Consider the following 18,762-nt stretch of genomic DNA (forward strand, 5'->3'; position numbering starts at 1 on the left):
TCACGGTTCCGCTCACATCCATCCCCGTCTTGCAAAGTCAGCTCATTCTACAAGCCTTGATGATGAGCAGATTGCCGCCTCGACGATTGGCGATCAGGAGCTCCGGGAGCGCGCTGTCGGGTAAGACTTACTGGTAGCCGTCGATCAGGGCCGCGGCGACCTCCGCCCATGCCTCCCTCGTGCGGGGTTGGACCCGTTCCAGGTTTATGCGGTCGCCGTCAGCGACGGCCTGGTCGTTCGGGACCACGAACACCTGCCTGCTGTGGGTGGCCAAGTGGGTGCGCACCATGTCCTTCTGCACCCGGATCGACACGTTGTCCTTGTCGGTGAGGACGACGATCGCTTCCTGGGCCAGTTTTTCGTAGCCGTGTTGCGAGAGCCAGTCGATGGTGCTGACGGCCCTCTTGACCCCGGAGAAGGCGTAGCCGGTGGCGATCACGACACTGTCGGCTTTGGAGAGAATCCCGCTCATGGCGTTGTGGGTCACGCCGGTGCCGCAGTCGGTGAGGATCACGGAGAAGAAGTTCTGCACCAGGTCGTGGACGCGTTTGTAGCCCTCGGCCGTGAGACTGTCCGAAACCGCGGGGTCCTGTTCGCCCGCGACGACGTGCAGCCGGTCGACCTGGGTGATGTAGCCGGACAGGTCCGTCCAGGTCCGCACGTTGGGGATGTCTCGCACCAGGTCGGTGATGCTGCGGGGACGGACGCGCAGCATCTCCTCCTCCCCGAGCAGCCGCTCGGCCAGGTCCCCTGAGTCCGGGTCGGCGTCGATGGCGATGGGGGGCACGCCACGCGCTTGGGCGAGGGCCAGGCCCACCCCGACCGCCGTCGATGTCTTGCCGATGCCACCCTTGAAGGACAGGAACACGGTGCTGTAGGGGCGTTCCAGCGACCGGGAGATCCGGGAGTCCCGTTCCGCGAGACGGATCTGGGTTTGGCTGGGACCGAAGTTCACGCGCCCCGACGTCAACCGGTACATCGCCCCGCGGAAACCGCCTTGGGGCACGGCCTTCGGGGGACGCACGAGCAGCGACGACGGTGGTGTCTCCTGCGAGGGAGGGGCTTGGGGCGGGGGCACGTTCATCGAGATCGACCGGAACGGCACGTCGGGGGAGGCAGTCGGCGGGGAGAACTCCTGCGGTTTCGGCCGCGGGGGTGGCTGCGGTGGGCCCTTCCTGGGGGGCGCGTCGGGTCGCTGCGAGGAGTTCGGTCGCTGGGGCGCCTTGGGTGGCGGCGGGGCCTGCCTGGGGGGCATGGTCGGCGAGATCGCGGGCGGCAGCGTTTTCTGTGCCTCCAGTTGCCGGGGCGGTTCCGGACGCCCGGGCGGCGCCGGTTGCCGGGGCGGTTCGGGCGGCGGGGGTGCGTCCGGCGGCACCGGGGAGATGGTGCTTTCCTGGGGTTCCGGCATTCGCGCCCGCGCAGGAGAGGCCGGCACGCTGGGTCCGGGCATCTGCGATTCCGGCCTGGCCAGGGCACGGGCGGGTGACGATTCGGTCGAGGGTTCGGGGGCCTCGTGCTGGGGTTCCGGGTGCGTCGAGTGCGCGACCGGGGCACGCCGCGGCGTCGGCAGGGCTGCCCTGCTGGGGGATGCGGCCTGGCTGTTGGTGGACATCGCCTCGGGAGGCTGGGCGGCGGCCGCCTGTCCGTCGGCGTCCACCGTGAACCACGACACCCGGCCACCGCGGGTCTCGTCCACGCCCCGGGCGAGCACGGGCCGACCCGCCTGGCGCGCCGCGGTGGCGAGGTGCTGGAACACCGACGAGTAGACGTTGGTGGGCACCACCATCTCGACCGATACCCCATTGACAGTCGCATCGCTTCTACCCGTAATGGTGACATCCCAGTAGGGCGACTTCATGGGTCTCCTTCCTGTCGAGAGGGTTTGCCTGTCCCAAGTACAATGCCTGAACAGTAACTAGGCTAGCCCTTGCGAAGTGCCAGCCCAATCTGCTAGCACTCCTTCCGCGCGCCGGGTCGCCGGGAGCATGAAGCTACTATGTTTCGTCATTCACCTGCGAGCGGCGACGCCGTTTCGGGACGGATTTCCCACCCTTCGGGACCTGCTCGACGGCGAATCCCCTAGTCAGCCCGAACTTGAGGTCCGGTTGCTGTCGGCCCTCCGACCAAAAGGAGGACAGGTCCCCGACCTTACCGGGTCGGGGACCTGTCCGTTCCGCGGAACCGTTCGGCCGCTCAGGCGCCGGTCTTGGGCAGGCCCGGTTTGACCGGCTTCGGGGTGACGGTGGTCGTCGGCGCCGGGGTCGGGGTCACCGACGGAGGAACCGTCGGCGTCGGCGTCGGGGTGTCGCACACCGGCTGATCCCTAGTAGCAGAGAACTCCGCGGTGGTTTCGTCAACCCGGGTCCAGCCCTCAGGCAGGACACCACCAATCTGGAAACCAGGCTTCGCCGCAGCAGTCGCCGTAACGGTCACCTTCCCGTCCTTGACCTCAATCTTGGGCTCGGAGAACTCCAAACCCTCCACCGGATCAAACGAGGCACTCGGAGGTGTCGGGGTGGTTGCCCCGACCGGGCAGGTACCCACATCGATCCTCGGGGCGACGGGAGTCACACACGCAGGAACATCAACCTCACCGGTGTAGGTGGAAACCCCATTCACAGGAGCACCCCAACCCGCACCAAGCTTGTCGGCATCAATCACGAACATCTCACTCACCGGAGTCGCGGTGACGGTGTACCTGAACTTCCCGCCAACAATTTCACGGCCAGTCACCGCATAGGCGACGCCCTCCGTGACCGGCAACGTGACCTCAGGCTCACTGGGCGTGGTGGAACCAACCTTGCAAACACTCGCTGAAACCGTCGGCGTCACCGGAGCCACCTTCTTGGGCTGACACACCGGCTGATCCTTGGTGGTGGTGAACTTCGCAGTGATCTCGTTCACCCGCGTCCAACCCTCCGGCAACGGACCACCGATCTGGAACCCCGCCTTCGCCGTCACAGTCGCAGTGACCGTCACCTTCCCATCCCTGACCTCAACCCTCGGCTCGGAAAACTCCAAACCCTCCACCGGATCAAAAGCCGCGCTCGGAGGCGTCGGCGTCAACGAATCCGCAGGACAAACACCAACATCAATCCTCGGAGCAACAGGAGTCACACACTTCGGCTGGGTGACCGTGGTGGTGTAGGTCACCACACCACCAACAACCGCCCATCCCTCGGGCAGATTCGTAGTATCAATCCGATACCCGGGCTTCGCGGCGGCGGTCACGGTCACCGTCACCTGGTCACCGTTCACGACGACGACGGGCTCGCTGTAGTCGATCTGCTCGGTGTCCTCAACACCCGTGACGGTCGGCTGGGTGGGGGTGGTCGAATCCACCGGGCACACCCCCGGATCCACGATCGGCACCACGGGAGTCACAACCTTCTCACACACCGGCTGGGTGACCGTCGTGGTGAAAGTGAAGGAACCATCACCATTGGCAACCCACCCCGCCGGAAGATTCTGATCATCGATCTCCCTACCCGCAACCGGCGTCGCGGTCACCTTCACCGTCACCTGATCCCCGGCCCTGGTGAACTCCGGAACCGAATACGTGATCCCATCAGTAGGACCAACCTCAACCGTGGGCTCCGACGGCTCCGACGCACCCGGAGCACACACCCCCGGCGTCACATCAACCCTACTCAGAATCGGTTTGACCACCGGAATCACCGGGTTGGTGAGAGTCACCTCGGCGGTCTTCAGGCCCTCGACCCTCACCCGGGCACTGTTGGCATCCGGAACCCCATCACTCACCCCGGCACCGGAGAACACCGGATCACCAAAATCAACCCCGGCCACCACCGGAACCTTCTCGGTCAGGGTGACGACCACACCACTGGGGATGTTGTTGAGTGTCTCCGGTGTCCCATCGGCCCTGACCGACAGTTCCCCGGTGCGGGTGGCACCCTTGTACTGGTAGGACCAGGTCACCGGGAACACGGTGTCACCGGGAACATTGCCGTTCGTGACGGCTTTCTTGACACTGATGTGCCCGACGGTGTCACCGGAACCCGTGCCACCACCCGAGGAGGTTTTCACGGTACGGGCGGTGCGCATTTCACCGTCCACGAATCCCCGGTTGACGTACTGGGAACCGACGGGGATCTCGCCGTCGGTCGTGAGTTCCAGGTCGAACACGTAGATCCGGTTGGCCTGGAAATTCTGGCCCTTGTTGTCGAGAACGGCCTTCACCTGGTCCTTGTCGTCATCGATCGTGACGGTGCTCGACGGCACGCTGGAGTCGCTCAGGTCGTTGCGGCATTCCGCGCTTTCGAGTTCGTTCCAGCATTTCGGGGTGCTGGGGATCCAGAAGATCTTCGGATGTCCCGCGGACACGGTGAGGTTCGATCCCGCCTGCAGGTAGTCGTCAGTGATGGTCACGCTGGAGCGATCGGAGATCTTGTCCCCGGGAATCACGATGCGCCAGTGGATAGTGCTCTGGTCGGCGCCGGGGAACCACCCGGACTTGTCGATCTCGGCCGGGACGTAGGGTTTGTAGCCGATGCCCTGCTGCCCGTCGGGAAGCGGCACCTCCACCTTTGTTCCGTTGCTCACTTCGAAACTGAGCTTGGAGGCCGTCGTCAGGGCGATGACCTGGGTTTTCACCCAGAGCGAGCCGCCGACGTTGTTCTTGCCTTCGACGTTCGCATTGAGGGTGCACACCACCTCGGTCTTGGTGATCTCGCAGCTCCCGTAGGTGAGCTGATCACCCTCCCTGCCCTTGAGCTCGAAGGTGCCCTCGGCTCCCCCGAGTTCCTTCGGCAGCATGATCTTGAATGTGTCACCGGCGTGCCCGGTGCCGTCCGGGATGCTCCAGTTCGCATCCACCCGGACATTGCTCCACATGTAGATCGCGGCCTCTTCGGCGTCCATTTTCGTGAGTTTGACGCTCGTTGAGTCAATGGCCGCGACCTCATCGGCCCTGGCCGCGGGGCTCACGATCGCGATCCCGGCCAAACCGATCAGGAATGCCAGGAAGACCGCCAGCGATCTCCGCCCCCTGCGGGCACTGATTGTTTTCAACTTTCCCCTCCTTCGTCACGGCATTGTATGCCACCAGCCGCATCTCATTCGACCTGTATTTTCAGGAATTACCGGAGGTGGACATCAATTGACGCGGAGGGCGCCGATCGGTCAATCCGGGGAAGTCATTGCCATCTTTCGTCAGTCTTCTTTCGGGGATGACGGGGCCGGGGGGATGGGGTCGCGATCTCTTGGCCGGGCGGAACAGGATCCTTCCGGGGTGGCACCTTTCAGGCCACTTCCCTAGAGGAAACCCCCCAGGTGTTGCAACCCTGCAGTGTCGTCATGTAGAAGCCCCGGTTCTTCCAATGGATGATCGTCTCCTTGGTGCCGTGCTCCTCGTCTCCCAACGGGGTTTTCAAGAAGCTCTTGTAGTCGTCGGCGGTAATACCCAGGTTCAGGGTCAGCTGGAGGCGTGAGGTAGAACAGATGTCCTGGAGTTCGATACGGCGGCTGACCTCCATCTCGTCCGCATCAAACTTTTTACTCATACTGAGGATTCCCAGCTGGTTCTGCACGTGGTGGAAGTGCTCGTGAATGGCGGTCTGGGCGGCATACTGCCCGTAATCGGCGTCGTACTCGTATTTCTTCCGCGACACGTAGATGGTGGTGTTACTGGGGCAGTAGAAAGCCGTGAGATTTTGGTTGTCGGAACCGCACGGGGTATTGACGTTCGATTCGTAGGCGACCAGGTCGACGGACTTCTGTTCGACGCCGAGGGCCGTCAGGTAGGGGCGCCACACCTCCTGGAGACACGCGATCAAGGATTCGTAGTACGCGGTGTGACTCTCGCGGTTCTTGAATCCCTTCGGCGAGGTCGGGCAGTTCCCGACGGGATAGTTCGCCTTGTACACCGGGTGGTCAATCAGCCCGGTGGGTGCCTTGTTGCTGGTGGTCGGAAGGTCTTTCCACTCGCGTGACGGAAGCCAGGACGGCAGCGACGGCACCTCGACCTGAGGAAGGGAAACGGTCGGTTGCGACGACGGCCTCGTCCTAGGGGTGGCGGTTTTTTCCGGGGTGGCGGTCCGCCCCGGGGTGGCGGTCCACATCGGGGTGATCCGGGGCTCCGATGTTGTGTAGGGGGCGCTGGACGTGTCCTGGGACGAGCTGTTCACGATAGCCCCCACCCCGATGATCAGCAGAAACGGTACCAGCAGACACCCCAGGACGACCGGAAGTCGCGGCCCCCGGTCCGGGCGGCGGAGGTTCGGCTGCTGCCAAGCAGGGCGAAACGTCGTCCCGTAATAGGGCGACACGTTCCCCGGGGGGACCTGTCCCGGTGCGGCGTACTGCGACGGGAATGGTTGCATGGGTTGTGGGGGAGGGGTGTTCATCATCGCGGGTTGGGGGTGCCATTGGGGGTTGAAACCACCTGGCGTCCCGGGCTGCCTGTATCTGGGCTCCACGCCATCTCCCGTCGTTCATGGGAAACCGTTACGAGCTACGTCACTCGCCGGATTCCCGAGTCAGGGTATCGGAGTTTTGGTTCACAGATTCGGCCGGTGACCCGGCTCCCCGGCCGGCTCATGGTTCTAGGCTTGACCGGTGACCAATCTGGGTGATGTAGGAGGCTGGTTCCGCACCGCGACCGGTGTAGCCACCCCCGCCTGGGGACCCGGGGATGGCGGTTTCGGACGCGTCTCACCCGACGCCGACCTGACCGCGGCCCTCAACCTGTTCCGCGGCCGCCCCACCGTCGTGCTCACCGGCGCGGGCATGTCCACCGGCTCGGGCCTGCCCGACTACCGCGGCCGCGACGCTGTGCCGCGTTCCCCCATGACTTTCCAGGAGTTCACCGGCAGCGACCTCAGTCGTCGCCGCTACTGGGTGCGTTCGACGGTGGGTTGGAACTGGTTCGAGGCGGCCCGCCCCGGTCTCGCGCATCTGGCCCTCGCGGGGCTCGGCCGCCACACCCCACTGACCGGGGTCGTCACGCAAAACGTCGACGGGCTCCACCAGGCGGCGGGCTCCGAGCCGGTCGTCGATCTGCACGGCAACCTGGCCCGCGTCGTCTGTCTGGGCTGCGGACGGCTCTCCGGTCGCGCCGAGCTGCAGGTCCGGCTGCTGAAACTGAACCCGGAGGTCGCAGCCCGGCTCGGCGACCTGTCGGAGAGGGCCCGCACCGCCCCCGACGGCGACGCGGAGGTTGAGGGCATGACCGGGTTCACCTACCCAGCCTGCCCGGTCTGCGGCGGCATGCTCAAACCGGACGTCGTCTACTTCGGCGAGAACGCCCGCCGCGAGGTGGTGGAGGCCGCCAATGCCCTGTTCGACGCCGCCGAGGTACTCCTCGTGCTGGGTTCCACACTGACGGTGATGAGCGGGCTGCGGTTCGCTCGCCAGGCCGTGAAGCAAGGCAAGGACGTGATCATCGCGGGCGACGGCGTCACCCGGGCCGACGACCTGGCCACCCTGCGCATCCACGGCCGTCTGGAACACATCCTGCCCTTCTGGGCGGACGCACTCCGAGCCGGGTGAACCGGCCCACCCTTCACCGCGCAAGGCGTGTGTCCACCTCGGGGTTCTCCCGCTCAGCCAGCCACCTGAGGCTGCGGGGACGTGTCGGGGTCTGATGCCTCCAGGTATTGCAGCACGGCGATGACGCGACGGTTGTCGTCGCCGGATGGCGCCAGTTGGAGCTTGCCGAAGATGTTGTTCACGTTCTTGGCGACGGCCTTCTCGGTGACGAACATCGCTTTGGCGATCGCGGCGTTCGTCTTGCCCTGCGCCATGTGGGTCAGGGTCTCGATCTCCCTCGGGGTGAGTCGGTCGAGTGGGGGACGTCCCGTGCGGCGTCCGAGGATCCGGGCTACGACCTCCGGGTCGAGGCAGGTGCCCCCGGCCGCCACCTGCTGCACGGCGTCGAGGAACTGCTCACCGCCAAGCACGCGGTCCTTGAGGAGGTAGCCCACTCCGCCGCGCCTGTCCTCCATGAGTTCGCGGGCGTAGAGGGTTTCGACGTACTGCGAGAGCACCAGCACCGGCAGCCCGGGGCGTTTCTTGCGGGCCTCGATCGCGATTCGCAGTCCCTCGTCGGTGAACGTCGGGGGTAGTCGCACGTCCACGATGGCGACGTCCACGTCCTCGGTCAGCAGCGCCCTGCGCAGCTCGGAAGCGGTCTGCAGGACCGCGACAACCTCATTGCCCAGCGCCTGCAGCATCCGGCTGAGACCGTCGCGCAGCAGAAACTGGTCCTCGGCAATCAACACACGCACCACTCATCACCTCCGGGAAGGAGTCTGCCATCCCACACGAGGCTACGCGGGGCAGGGTGTTTCCCGAGGCCGGGTGTGCAGCCCAATCATCAGATGGTTTCGACACGGGCAGCTTCTCCGTCGCAGCCCGGTTCGGACCATTCTGAAAAGTGGTATTTTCACCACTGTTTTCCGGGCCGGACGCCAGCAGGATTGTGGGCATCAGAGAGTCAAGGAGATGACATGAACACCCACCTCAGCGCACCGGCCTCACGCAGATCGGTCATCGGTTCGAGCTTGCGAGCCCTCGGCCGGTGCCTTCTGCTGCTGACCCTGTGGCCGGTGTCGATCGCACTGTTCTTCGCGATCTGGATGGCCGCCGCCCTGATCCCACTCGGCATCGGAATCCTGCTGGTGCCCGTCGCGGTGAAGGCGCTGCGGTCACTGGCCGACTGGAAACGCCGCATGGCCTATCAGTGGTCGGGGATCCGGGTCGAGTCCCCGTACCTGCCGCTGCCACCGGCCGGGCCAGGTTTCAGGGGCCGGTTCGACGAGGCCGTGTGGCTGTTGAAGGACCCCGGAACCTGGCGCGACTTCGCCTGGCTGTTCATGGACCTGTACGTTTCCGTGGTGCTCGCGTGTCTCGGCATGGCCATTGTCATCAGCGGACTGTTGGGGTTGGCGCTCCCCATCATCTGGGAACCGTTCGTAAAGAACTGGCACAACGGTGGTCTCTACCTGTTCGTCCCCGTGAATGACGCCACCGCGCCCTTCATGCCCATTCCCGGCCTGCTGATCCTGCTCGCCGGGCTGCTCCTCGCGCCCTGGTGGGTGAAACTGCACAACCGTTTCGTCCGGTGGGCGCTGGGCCCTACCAAACGCACCCGGATGGCCGCTTTGTCGCAGACCCGGCGGGAGACCCGCGACTCCTCCGCGGCCGAGCTGCGCCGCATCGAACGCGACCTCCACGACGGCACCCAGGCTCGTTTGGTGGCAATGGGCATGACCATCAATACCGCTCAGGCGATGATGCGCAGCAACCCGGAGGCCGCCGAGGCGTTGCTGACCGAGGCCAAGAACGCCTCCGCCACGGCGCTTGGCGAGCTGCGTGACCTGGTGCGCGGAATCCATCCTCCGGTGCTGGCCGACCGTGGGTTGGGCGACGCCGTGAGGGCCTTGGCGGCGGACTGTGCGATACCCGCGGAGGTGAACGTCGAGATTCCCGAGCGGGTGGGCCCGGCGCTGGAGTCGGCTGCCTACTTCGCGGTCTCCGAACTGCTGGGCAACGTGGTGAAACACTCCGGCGCGAACCGGGTCGACATCGACCTGCGGATCGAGAACGGCGAACTGCGGATCAGCGTGACCGACGACGGCCGGGGCGGGGCCGATCCCCAGACCGGCACCGGTCTGCGCGGAATCGAACGACGCCTGGCGGCCTTCGACGGCGTCCTGGCGATCCAGAGCCCGATCGGCGGTCCGACGTCCGCGCACATCACACTCCCCGTCGAGTCCTGAACATCCCGGGCCCCTGCCCTGACCATCCCCGGTCTCCTGTCGTTATGTCATTCGGAAAGGTTTTGTACCGCACACGGCACAAAACCTTCCACGACGTGAGCAGAAGTCTTCTCACAGGAAAGAGAAACCCTATGTCAAAAATCCTCATGTCCCAACCCATCCGGTCGGTCTCCACGCCGGCCGAGAACACCGTCGACCGGTCGTGGAAACCGATCATCATCTACACGGCCCTGGCCTTCGGCCTGGGATGGATGATGTTCATCCCGGGGCTCCTGCTCAACGCCGGACCCACAACACTCATCGGCACAATCTTCTCCACCACCTTCATGTGGACCCCGGCGGTGGCAGCAGCAGCGGTGGTCCGCTTCATCGAGAAGAAGCCCCTGTTCTCCACCCTCAAGATCAGCCTGAAGGGAGTCTGGAGGAAAACCCTCCTCTGGTCACTGCTCTCCATCCCCATCGCCTTCATCCTGATCCTCGCCTCCCTCGGTTCCTCGGCCCTGCTGGGCACCTACCACTTCGACCTGACGAACCTCTCCGAATTCCAGGAGGTCCTGGAAACATCAGGGCAGACCGGACTCACCACTTCCCAGGTGTGGGACGCCTTCTGGCCGCGAATCGCAGGAGTCATCCCCATGCTGTTCCTGGCCGGCATGGTGGGAGCCCTGGGTGAGGAGATCGGCTGGCATGCCTGGCTCTACCCACGCCTGCGCGACCGCCTCGGCGTCACCGCCTCCCTCGCCCTGACCGCCATCATCTGGGGTCTGTGGCACGCCCCCGCCATCCTGCTCGGGCACAACTACCCCGACAACCCCCAGCTCGGCGTCTTCATGTTCATCATCACCTGCGCAGGCCTGACCATCCCCATCCAGCTCCTCATGAACTGGGGCGGCTCCGTCTGGGCAGCAGCATCCGCCCACGCCGCCATCAACGCCATAGCGCCAGCGCTGCTCATCTTCGCGCCTCTCAACGACGTCAACCACCCCTACGACCCCGTCGCCGCCGCATTCACCGGATGGGGAGGCTGGCCCGTCGTCGCGATCCTCTTCATCGCAGGCGCCATCATCCTCAAGCGGGACAACACTTCCCAACCCAGCACTCCCGCCGCTGGCTGAAGAATCACCCCACGGAATCGTTATGTCATTCGGAAAGGTTTTGTGCCGTGTACGGCACAAAACCTTTCACGATATGACCAAAAGTTTTCCACGTAACATAACGATGAGGCTTATTCACAGACGGTGTGCCGGTCGGAAAACTCCTGGTCAGCGCACACTTGGGGAGGGCCATGAATTAAGCCTCGATGGATCTGGCCGGCTCAGCCGGCGTGGGAAGACGGAGCGGTCAGGTCGGCGACCGTGGCGTCGAGGGCCGCGATCGCGTCGTCGGCCTGGAGTTTCACCCCCACCCCGTGGGCCCCGCCTCCCATGGAGATGGACCGGCCGACGATGGAGGAATCGGCGAACACCGGCCAGGGATGGGTGGCCCCGAAGGGTGTGATGGTGCCCCGTTCGTATCCGGTGACCTGTTTCGCCTCGGCGGCGTCGGGCATCGACAGGCGGGAGACCCCGAGCAGGGTTCGCAGCTTTGGCCAGGAGAACTCGCGGTCCCCCGGCACCAGGACGAAGACGTAGTCGCCGGCGCCGCGCCGCACGACGATGGTTTTCACGAGGTCACGCACCTCGATGCCACGCACCGCCGCCGCCTCCGCGACCGAACCGACGGGTCCGTGCCGCACCTCGGTGTGCTCCACCCCGAGTTCCCGGAGCCTCCTGAGCGCTGGGGTGTCATCCATGGGACGAGTCTACGGCGCTGCGGGCGAGGACTGGGCCCCGATTCCGTGGGATCGGGGCCCAGTCAGTGGTCCTCCGGGGTCAGGCGCCGGTCTTGGGCAGGCCCGGTTTGACCGGCCTCGGCGTGACGGTGGTCGTCGGCGCCGGGGTCGGAGTCACCGACGGAGGAACCGGCGGCGTCGGCGTGTCACACACCGGCTGATCCCTAGTAGCAGAGAACTCCGCGGTGGTTTCGTCAACCCGGGTCCAACCCTCAGGCAGAACACCACCAATCTGGAAACCCGGCTTCGCCACAGCAGTCGCCGTAACAGTCACCTTCCCATCCCTGACCTCAACCTTCGGCTCAGAAAACTCCAAACCCTCCACCGGATCAAACGAGGCACTCGGAGCCGTCGGCGTCAACGAATCCGCAGGACAAACACCCACATCAATCCTCGGAACAACCGGAGTCACACACGCAGGAACATCAACCTCACCGGTGTAGGTGGAAACCCCATTCACAGGAACACCCCAACCCGCACCAAGCCTGTCGGCATCAATCACGAACACCTCACCAGCCGGAGCAGCAGTAACGGTGTACCGGAACTTCCCACCCACAAACTCACGACTGGCCACCGCATAAACGATGCCCTCCGTGGTCGGCAACGTAACCTCAGGCTCACTAGGCGCGGTGGAACCAACCCTACAAACACTCGCCGAAACCACAGGCGCCACCGGAACCACCTTCTTGGCCTGACACACCGGCTGATCCCTGGTGGCAGTGAAGGTCGCAGTGGTCTCATCAACCCGGGTCCAGCCCTCCGGCAGAACACCACCAATCTGGAAACCAGGCTTCGCCGTAGCAGTAGCCGTGACCGTCACCTTCCCATCCCTGACCTCAATCTTGGGCTCGGAGAACTCCAAACCCTCCACCGGATCAAACACCGCAGAAGGAGGCGTCGGCGTCAACGAATCCGCCGGACAGGTGCCCACATCAATCCTCGGAGCAACGGGAGTCACACACCTCGGCTGCGTGACCGTCGTGGTGAAAGTGAAGGAACCATCACCATTGGCAACCCACCCCGCCGGCAGGTTCTGATCATCGATCTCCCTACCCGCAGCAGGCGTCGCGGTCACCTTCACCGTCACCTGATCCCCAGCCTTGGAGAACTCCGGAACCGAATACGTGATCCCATCAGTAGGACCAACCTCAACCGTCGGCTCCGACGGCTCCGACGCACCCGGAGCACACACCCCCGGCGTCACCTCGACCCTGCTCAGAACCGGTTTGACCACCGGGGTCACCGGGTTGGTGAGAGTTACCTCAACGGTCTTCATACCCTCAACCTTCACCCGGGCACTGTTGGCGTCCGGAATCCCATCGCTCACCCCGGCACCGGAGAACACCGGATCACCAAAATCAAACCCGGCCACCACCGGCACCCTCTCAGTCAGGGTAACAACCACACCGTTGGGAACATTGTTCAAAGTCTCCACGGTCCCATCAGCCCCGAGCGCCAGTTCGCCCGTGTAGGTTTCGCCATCGTATTCATAGGTCCAGGTCACCGGGAACACGGTGTCACCGGGAACATTGCCATTCACAACGGCTTTCTTCACACCGATGTGCCCAACCGTGTCACCAGAACCAGTACCACCACCCGAGGCGCTCTTCACGGCGGTGGACGTGCGCTTTTCGCCATCCACGGTCACGGTGTTGGTGAACCGTGATCCGTTGATGATCTTGGTGTCGGTTTTCACGGTCATGTTGAGCACATAGATCCGGTCGGCCTGGAAGTTCTGACCCTTGTTGTCGACGGTGACCTTAAGTACGTCCTTGTTTTCGTCGTGGGCGATGTTTACCGACGGGGTAGTCGAGGAATCCAGGTTGTGGCGGCACTCCGGGCTGGTGATTTCGGTCCAGCACTTCGGGGTGTTGGGGATCCAGAAGATCTGCATGCTGTCCCGCTGGAGGGTCAGCTTGGTGCCCTGAACCCCATAGGTGTCGGTGATCACCGTCCGGGAGCGATCGGCGATCTTGGCGCCGGGAACCACGATGTTCCAGCGAATACCTTTCGGATCGCCGCTGGCGAACCAGCCGCTCTTCTCGATGTCCGTGGGAAGTTTGGGGTTGTAGCCGATGCCCTTCTGCCCGTTCGGAAGCGGAACATCGACCTTGACGTTGCCACGGAGGGTGAAGACGAACTTGTCGGCCTCGGTGACTTTGATCACCTGGGCGCGCACCCACAGTGAACCGCCGACGTTGTTCTTGCCCTCCACGGTGGCGTTGAGGGTGCAGACCACTTCGGCTCTGGCAACCTGGCAGGTGCCATAGACCAGCGGATCCCCCTCTTTGCCCTTCAGCTCAAAACTGCCCACGATGCCGCCGAGTTCCTCGGGCAGACCCATTTTGAATGTGTCGCCGGCGTGCCCGGTGCCGTCCGGGATGCTCCAGTTCGCATCCACCCGGACGTTGCTGTACATGTAGATCGTGGAATCGCCCTGATCGGTTTTCGTGACACGGATGCTTCCCGAATCAATGGCGCTCACCTCGGCCGCCCTCGCCGCGGGATTAATTACCATGAGGCCAGCCACGGCAATCAGGATCGCAAGGAAAACCGCAAGCGGCTTCCTCCCCCCTCTAGCTCCACTTCTCCTGAACATGCCCCTCCTCAATTGACTCGGGGAGTATACGTCACATTACAACCCGGTTACCACTTCGCATTTCGGGAATTATCCAAAGTGAGTGCGATTTGGACGGAAAACATAGACCAAAAGCAGAAGGATGCAGAAACACCCTTTCAAGCCGCGTTCATGCCGTTGTCTTTCCCTACGCCCGTTCCGTCCCGTTCCCGGAGCGCTGCCACTGGTTCTCCGGGAGTTTTCCTCAGGAATACTCCCGGGAGAAGGATCACCCACCGCCGGGGCGCTGCGGGAAACCGTGGAGACGACCGACCGCTGTCCCCGGTTTCAGCGGGCAACGGAGCGGGGTGTTTCTTCCGTTCGCACCCGTCCCGCGCTTCCGTCGACCGTGACGACCTGGCCGTCGTGGAGGCGGGTGGTGACCTCGAGGACCCCGAGCACCGCGGGGATGCCGTATTCGCGGGCGACGATGGCGGCGTGCGACAGCAGTCCCCCGGTTTCCGCGACCACCGCGGAGGCGGAGGCGAACAGCGGGGTCCAGGCGGGGTCCGTGGCCTGGCAGACCAGAACGTCGCCGGGCCGCAGGCGTTTGAACTCGGCCGGGCCGGAGATGACCCGCACCGGCCCCGAGGTGATCCCGGGGCTGGCCGCCACCCCGGTCATGCCGCTCCCCGGTTTCACGGGGTCGCGTTCCGGCTGCCACGCCGCCAGGGCGCGGTGCCGGGCGCGGCGGCGCCGCTCAACGATCCCCGCGACGTCCACCGGTTCGCCTCGCAGCCAGCCCAGCAGCTCATCGAAACCGAGCAGCACCACCTCCCCCGGCTCGGCCAGCAGCCCGGCCGCCACCATCCTGTGTCCCGCCTCGAGGGCCAGGCGGCGCATCTGCTCCCCCAGCTCCTCGAAGTCCACCACCCCGGCTTCCCGCGTGACATGACCGGCGCGGTAGTCGTCGACGAGGCGCAGAAACCGGCGACGCAGGAACCGGGGCAGCCGGCCGGTGGCCTCGGCCATCAGGTCGGTGTGGGGGCGCGCGGCGACTGGTTCGCGCCGCTCGGTGTGTGCCATCATCGCGACCGTTCCGAGGAAGGCGGGGAGGTCGTCGCGCCACGATCGGCTGGAGAACGGCTGGTACATGCGGGTGGTGCGGGCCCCGTGCCTCGCGAGGAAGTCCTCGGCCCTCCCCCACCACTCGGGGTCCTGCTGGGTGACGGCGTCGACGTCGATGGGGTCCTGCGCCAGCAGCCGCCGCACCGGTTCGGGGATGGCTGCGACGAGCCGGCCGAGTTCCCGGTCGACGACGACGGTGGCGTAGTCGAGGTCGCCGAGGAGGTCCTCCGGCCGGGTTTTCACCCTTGCCAGGCGCAGCAGGACGCGGAGCCGGACCCCGCGCAGGACGTGGAAGCCGAGGTATTCGACGAAACGGGAGGTCACCATGGCCTCGACCTGGCCGGACGCCTCCGTCAGAGCCTCGGCGATGTCCGCGCCGGGCAGCGTCGCGACGGGCAGGTCGCGCAGCCGGGCCGTGAACCGTCGCACCCTGGCGCCGGTGTCGGTATCCCAGCCGCGCGGGTCGCGCCACGGGGTCCGGGCGATCCGGACGATCCCGGTGGGCAGCCGCCACCACGAGATCCGGGGATGGCCGATGGTGACGGCGCCGTCGGCATCCATCTCGACGAGCCCGTCGATGGGCCGCATCCGGAGCCCGGCGAACCCGGTGGTGGCGTCGAGGCAGCGCACCAGGATCCGGGTCACCATCAGGTCGAGAGGATACGGCGACGGAAAGTGCTCGATGATGTCATTGCGGATGAAGCGACTTGTCCGCCCCACCCGTCGATCCGGCCCCACCGGGGCCGCGGTGGTGATGGGCCGGGCCTGGAGCAGCCACGGTTTCCCGCCGGCCAGGGCCCATTCGACGTCCATCGGCCGGCCGTAGTGGTGCTCGACCTGCTCGGCGAGCCGCGCCACCGCGATCACGTCGTGGTCGGTGAGGGATGCCCGGCCGCGTTGTTCGCCGGGGAGTTCGGTGGTGGCGGTTTCGCCGGTGGCGGTCATGTCGATGCGGATGCGTTTGTCGCCGATGTGTCGTTCGGCGATGCGGCCGCGTTCGACGGCGAAGGAGTCGGGGGTGACCGCACCCGAGACGACGGCCTCGCCGAGCCCCCAGGCGGATTCGATCACCACCCTTCTTCGCCCGGTGACCGGATCGAGGGTGAACGCAACACCTGCGGCGTCGGCCGGGATCATGCGCTGCACCACGACCGCCAGGGCGACGTCGTCATGGGTGAATCCCTGCTCGTCGCGGTAGGCGATGGCCCGGTCGCTCCACAGCGACGCCCAGCAGCGGCGCACCGCCTCGACAACGGCGTCCCCGCCGGCCACCCCCAGATAGGTTTCCTGCTGACCCGCGAAGGACGCGTCCGGGAGGTCCTCGGCGGTGGCCGAGGAACGCACCGCGACCGGCCCGTCGAGGTTTCCCGCGGCGGTACGGATCCGGTCGGCCAGTCCGTCGGGCAGCGGGGCGGCCGCGACGAGTTCCCGCAGCCGGTCGTGGTTCCCGGTCTCCAGCAATCCGGCGATCTCCTCCCGAAGTGGGGTCATCGCGGTCCGGTAGGCCTCGGCGGTGACGCAGAACCCGCCGGGGACGGGAAGGCCCGCCGCGATCAGTTCCCCGAGGTTGGCCCCCTTGCCACCCACCAGGGGGATGTCGGTGGCGCGCACCCGGTCAAGTCCGATGATCATCGTTTCCTCTCCTTCACGCCGCCCTGCGTGAGCCACACCACCAGCCCGAGGGCGGCGAGGACGGCCAGTGTGGCGAACAAACCGGTCAGGGCGGGGCCCGCAGCGAGTCCGGAGATGATCCACAGGCTCAGGGCGGGGATCCCGGCGGCCGCACCGGCGTTGCGGCCGAACTGCACCATTCCGCTGGCCCGCGCCATGCGCTCCTCGGATGCGGTTGCCTGCGCGTCGAGGAGCAGCAGGGGCAGCACCAGGCCGACACCCACCCCCAGCAGGGTGATGCCCACCAGGAAGACGACGAGCTGGGGGAAGGCCGCCAGGGCCGCCCCGGAAAACCCCAGGACCCAGCCGAGGGGACGCGCCCACGTGCTCGGGGCGCACCGCCCGGAGGCGAAGGTTCCCGCCCCGATCCCGAGGAGCATGGGGATGAGGAACCAGCCGGTGGTGGTGGCGTCGACGCCGTGGAGGGTCTGCAGGGCCAGCGGCGCGTAGGTGATCGCGCCGATCGAGATCACCCCGGACAGGGCCGCGAGCCACACCAGTGCCCCGGGGCCGGCGCCGCGCGGCGACGATCCGCGCACCGTGATGCGCCACCAGCCCCCGGGTGGGGTGGCGGCGGGGAAGCTCCGGGCCGCGAGCAGCGCGACCAGCGACAGCGGTACCCCGGTCAGCACCCCGAGGCGCCACCCGGGCCCGTCGGTGAACCAGCCGCCCAGCGGCGGGCCGATCAGGTTCGCGACCAGCTGGATGATCGCCAGCCGGGAGAGCGCGCGGGCGCGGGAGGATGCGTCGAGGCTCAGTCCCAGGGCGGCGAGCACTGCGGGAGTGATGGCGGCCGCGCCGACGCCCTGGACGGCCCTGGCCGCCAGCAGCAGCGGCATGGTGGGTGCCCAGGACATCAGCAGGGTGCCGGTCAGGAAGCAGGCGTGCCCCGCCACCAGGACGCGGCGAGTTCCCAGGCGGTCGGTGTACTGGGAGAACGGCGGCAGCAGGAGGGTGGAGCACACGAGGTAGCTGCCGGCGACCCAGCCGTACAGCTCCGGCGCGGCCAGTTCGTCGACGATCCGGGGGGTCGCATTGCCCAGGAGGGTCTGCATCATGGCGGAGACCGCCATGCCCGCGCCCGCCGCGGTCAGCAGGGCGCGGCGGTTCGTCGTGGGACAGGTCACTTCAGCCCGTTCAGGATGATGTCGAGGGAGGTGGCCAACCGGTCGCGCAGGGTTTCCCCGTCGGGGTGCGCGGCCCACGTCATCACGCACGCGTAGTAGCCGCACTGCACGGCCAGGGCGGCGGCCCCGAGGGGCACGTCGTCGCGCAGTTCGCCGCTGCTGCGACCCGCGGCGAGGATGTCCGCGACGGCCGCGTTGAAGCGTTTCTGATTCTCCGAACCGAGGTCGAGGGAGAGGTTGAAGGACCGCGCCTTGACCATCTGCCGGGCCGGTTCGGGGTGGGCCTCCAGCCAGTCGGCGGCGGCGTCGAGCATCCGCCGGAGGCGTTCCTCAGCGGTGCCGTCGCCCACATCCGCGTCGAGGACGACCCGGACCACCTGCTCCCCCAGGTACCGGAAGACGTCGCGTTTGCTGGGGAAATGCGTGAAGAAGGTGCCCTTGCCGATGTCTGCGGCCTCGGTTATGTCGGCGACGGTGACGGCGTCGAATCCCCGCTCGGCGAACAGTCGCATGGCCTCGGTGAAGATCCTCTCCCGGGTCCTGGCGCGCCTGCGGCTCACTCGATCGCTCATGGGTCCACGCTAGACCAGAACCTGACCGTGGTCAATATATGACCACGGTCAGGTTCTGGGGTGAACGACGCCAGCCTTTCCGTCGAACGCCAGCGCTACAGCGCAGGCAAACGACCACAAGACAAGCGAACCCCGC

At 66.0% G+C, this 18,762-nt stretch carries 12 protein-coding genes; 3 read left to right on the plus strand and 9 right to left on the minus strand.

Going from position 1 to position 18,762, the window contains the following annotated elements:
* Nucleotides 1–127: 127 nt before the first annotated feature.
* From EL272_RS15560 to EL272_RS14465, 3 genes are all read right to left on the minus strand, one after another.
* Nucleotides 128–1,858, minus strand: coding sequence for a MinD/ParA family ATP-binding protein (locus EL272_RS15560; RefSeq protein WP_197720274.1), 1,731 nt, complete (start codon nt 1,856–1,858; stop codon nt 128–130).
* A gap of 335 nt (nt 1,859–2,193) precedes the next feature.
* A complete protein-coding gene (locus tag EL272_RS14460) occupies nt 2,194–5,031 on the minus strand; it encodes an Ig-like domain-containing protein (RefSeq protein ID WP_061787511.1) in 2,838 nt (945 codons plus the stop codon).
* A gap of 230 nt (nt 5,032–5,261) precedes the next feature.
* Nucleotides 5,262–6,146, minus strand: coding sequence for a neutral zinc metallopeptidase (locus EL272_RS14465; RefSeq protein ID WP_157682488.1), 885 nt, complete (start codon nt 6,144–6,146; stop codon nt 5,262–5,264).
* 430 nt (nt 6,147–6,576) lie between these two features.
* On the opposite strand from EL272_RS14465, the gene EL272_RS14470 reads away from it, so the two are divergent.
* Nucleotides 6,577–7,509: a Sir2 family NAD-dependent protein deacetylase gene (locus EL272_RS14470; RefSeq protein WP_014847949.1), complete on the plus strand. Its 933-nt coding sequence runs from the start codon at nt 6,577–6,579 to the stop codon at nt 7,507–7,509.
* A 53-nt stretch (nt 7,510–7,562) separates the two neighbouring features.
* Here the strand turns inward: EL272_RS14470 and EL272_RS14475 are convergent, their stop codons facing one another.
* A complete protein-coding gene (locus tag EL272_RS14475; RefSeq protein ID WP_061787712.1) occupies nt 7,563–8,246 on the minus strand; it encodes a response regulator transcription factor in 684 nt (227 codons plus the stop codon).
* Nucleotides 8,247–8,468: 222 nt separating this feature from the next.
* Between EL272_RS14475 and EL272_RS14480 the strand changes: the two genes are divergently transcribed.
* Both EL272_RS14480 and EL272_RS14485 read left to right on the plus strand, forming a co-directional pair.
* Complete coding sequence (locus tag EL272_RS14480; protein WP_073970020.1) at nt 8,469–9,740, plus strand: sensor histidine kinase; 1,272 nt, start codon at nt 8,469–8,471, stop codon at nt 9,738–9,740.
* 131 nt (nt 9,741–9,871) lie between these two features.
* Nucleotides 9,872–10,855: a CPBP family intramembrane glutamic endopeptidase gene (locus tag EL272_RS14485; protein WP_061787510.1), complete on the plus strand. Its 984-nt coding sequence runs from the start codon at nt 9,872–9,874 to the stop codon at nt 10,853–10,855.
* 200 nt (nt 10,856–11,055) lie between these two features.
* Here EL272_RS14485 and EL272_RS14490 read toward each other — a convergent pair whose 3' ends face one another.
* The 5 genes from EL272_RS14490 to EL272_RS14510 form a co-directional block, all read right to left on the minus strand.
* On the minus strand, nt 11,056–11,532 hold the full coding sequence (locus EL272_RS14490; protein WP_061787509.1) for an aminoacyl-tRNA deacylase: 477 nt from the start codon (nt 11,530–11,532) through the stop codon (nt 11,056–11,058).
* A 79-nt stretch (nt 11,533–11,611) separates the two neighbouring features.
* Nucleotides 11,612–14,170 carry an Ig-like domain-containing protein gene (locus tag EL272_RS14495; protein WP_342352998.1) on the minus strand — a complete coding sequence of 853 codons (2,559 nt, stop codon included), beginning with the start codon at nt 14,168–14,170 and terminating at the stop codon, nt 11,612–11,614.
* A gap of 306 nt (nt 14,171–14,476) precedes the next feature.
* Nucleotides 14,477–16,888 carry a PEP/pyruvate-binding domain-containing protein gene (locus EL272_RS14500; RefSeq protein WP_061787507.1) on the minus strand — a complete coding sequence of 804 codons (2,412 nt, stop codon included), beginning with the start codon at nt 16,886–16,888 and terminating at the stop codon, nt 14,477–14,479.
* On the minus strand, nt 16,885–18,054 hold the full coding sequence (locus EL272_RS14505) for an MFS transporter (protein ID WP_082793819.1): 1,170 nt from the start codon (nt 18,052–18,054) through the stop codon (nt 16,885–16,887). Before EL272_RS14505 ends, EL272_RS14500 begins: the two co-directional genes overlap by 4 nt.
* A complete protein-coding gene (locus EL272_RS14510; RefSeq protein WP_014847957.1) occupies nt 18,051–18,626 on the minus strand; it encodes a TetR/AcrR family transcriptional regulator in 576 nt (191 codons plus the stop codon). The genes EL272_RS14505 and EL272_RS14510 overlap by 4 nt, the downstream gene beginning before the upstream one ends.
* Nucleotides 18,627–18,762 lie beyond the last annotated feature (136 nt).

This window comes from Arachnia propionica, assembly GCF_900637725.1.
Taxonomy (GTDB): Bacteria; Actinomycetota; Actinomycetes; order Propionibacteriales; family Propionibacteriaceae; genus Arachnia; species Arachnia propionica.

What these genes read in the sequence shown, in the direction of transcription:
- EL272_RS14480 (WP_073970020.1), top strand. Translation starts at nt 8,469, where the DNA reads ATGAACACCCACCTCAGCGCACCGGCCTCACGCAGATCGGTCATCGGT.
- EL272_RS15560 (WP_197720274.1), bottom strand. Translation starts at nt 1,858, where the DNA reads ATGAAGTCGCCCTACTGGGATGTCACCATTACGGGTAGAAGCGATGCG.
- EL272_RS14500 (WP_061787507.1), bottom strand. Translation starts at nt 16,888, where the DNA reads ATGATCATCGGACTTGACCGGGTGCGCGCCACCGACATCCCCCTGGTG.
- EL272_RS14495 (WP_342352998.1), bottom strand. Translation starts at nt 14,170, where the DNA reads ATGTTCAGGAGAAGTGGAGCTAGAGGGGGGAGGAAGCCGCTTGCGGTT.
- EL272_RS14510 (WP_014847957.1), bottom strand. Translation starts at nt 18,626, where the DNA reads ATGAGCGATCGAGTGAGCCGCAGGCGCGCCAGGACCCGGGAGAGGATC.
- EL272_RS14490 (WP_061787509.1), bottom strand. Translation starts at nt 11,532, where the DNA reads ATGGATGACACCCCAGCGCTCAGGAGGCTCCGGGAACTCGGGGTGGAG.
- EL272_RS14485 (WP_061787510.1), top strand. Translation starts at nt 9,872, where the DNA reads ATGTCAAAAATCCTCATGTCCCAACCCATCCGGTCGGTCTCCACGCCG.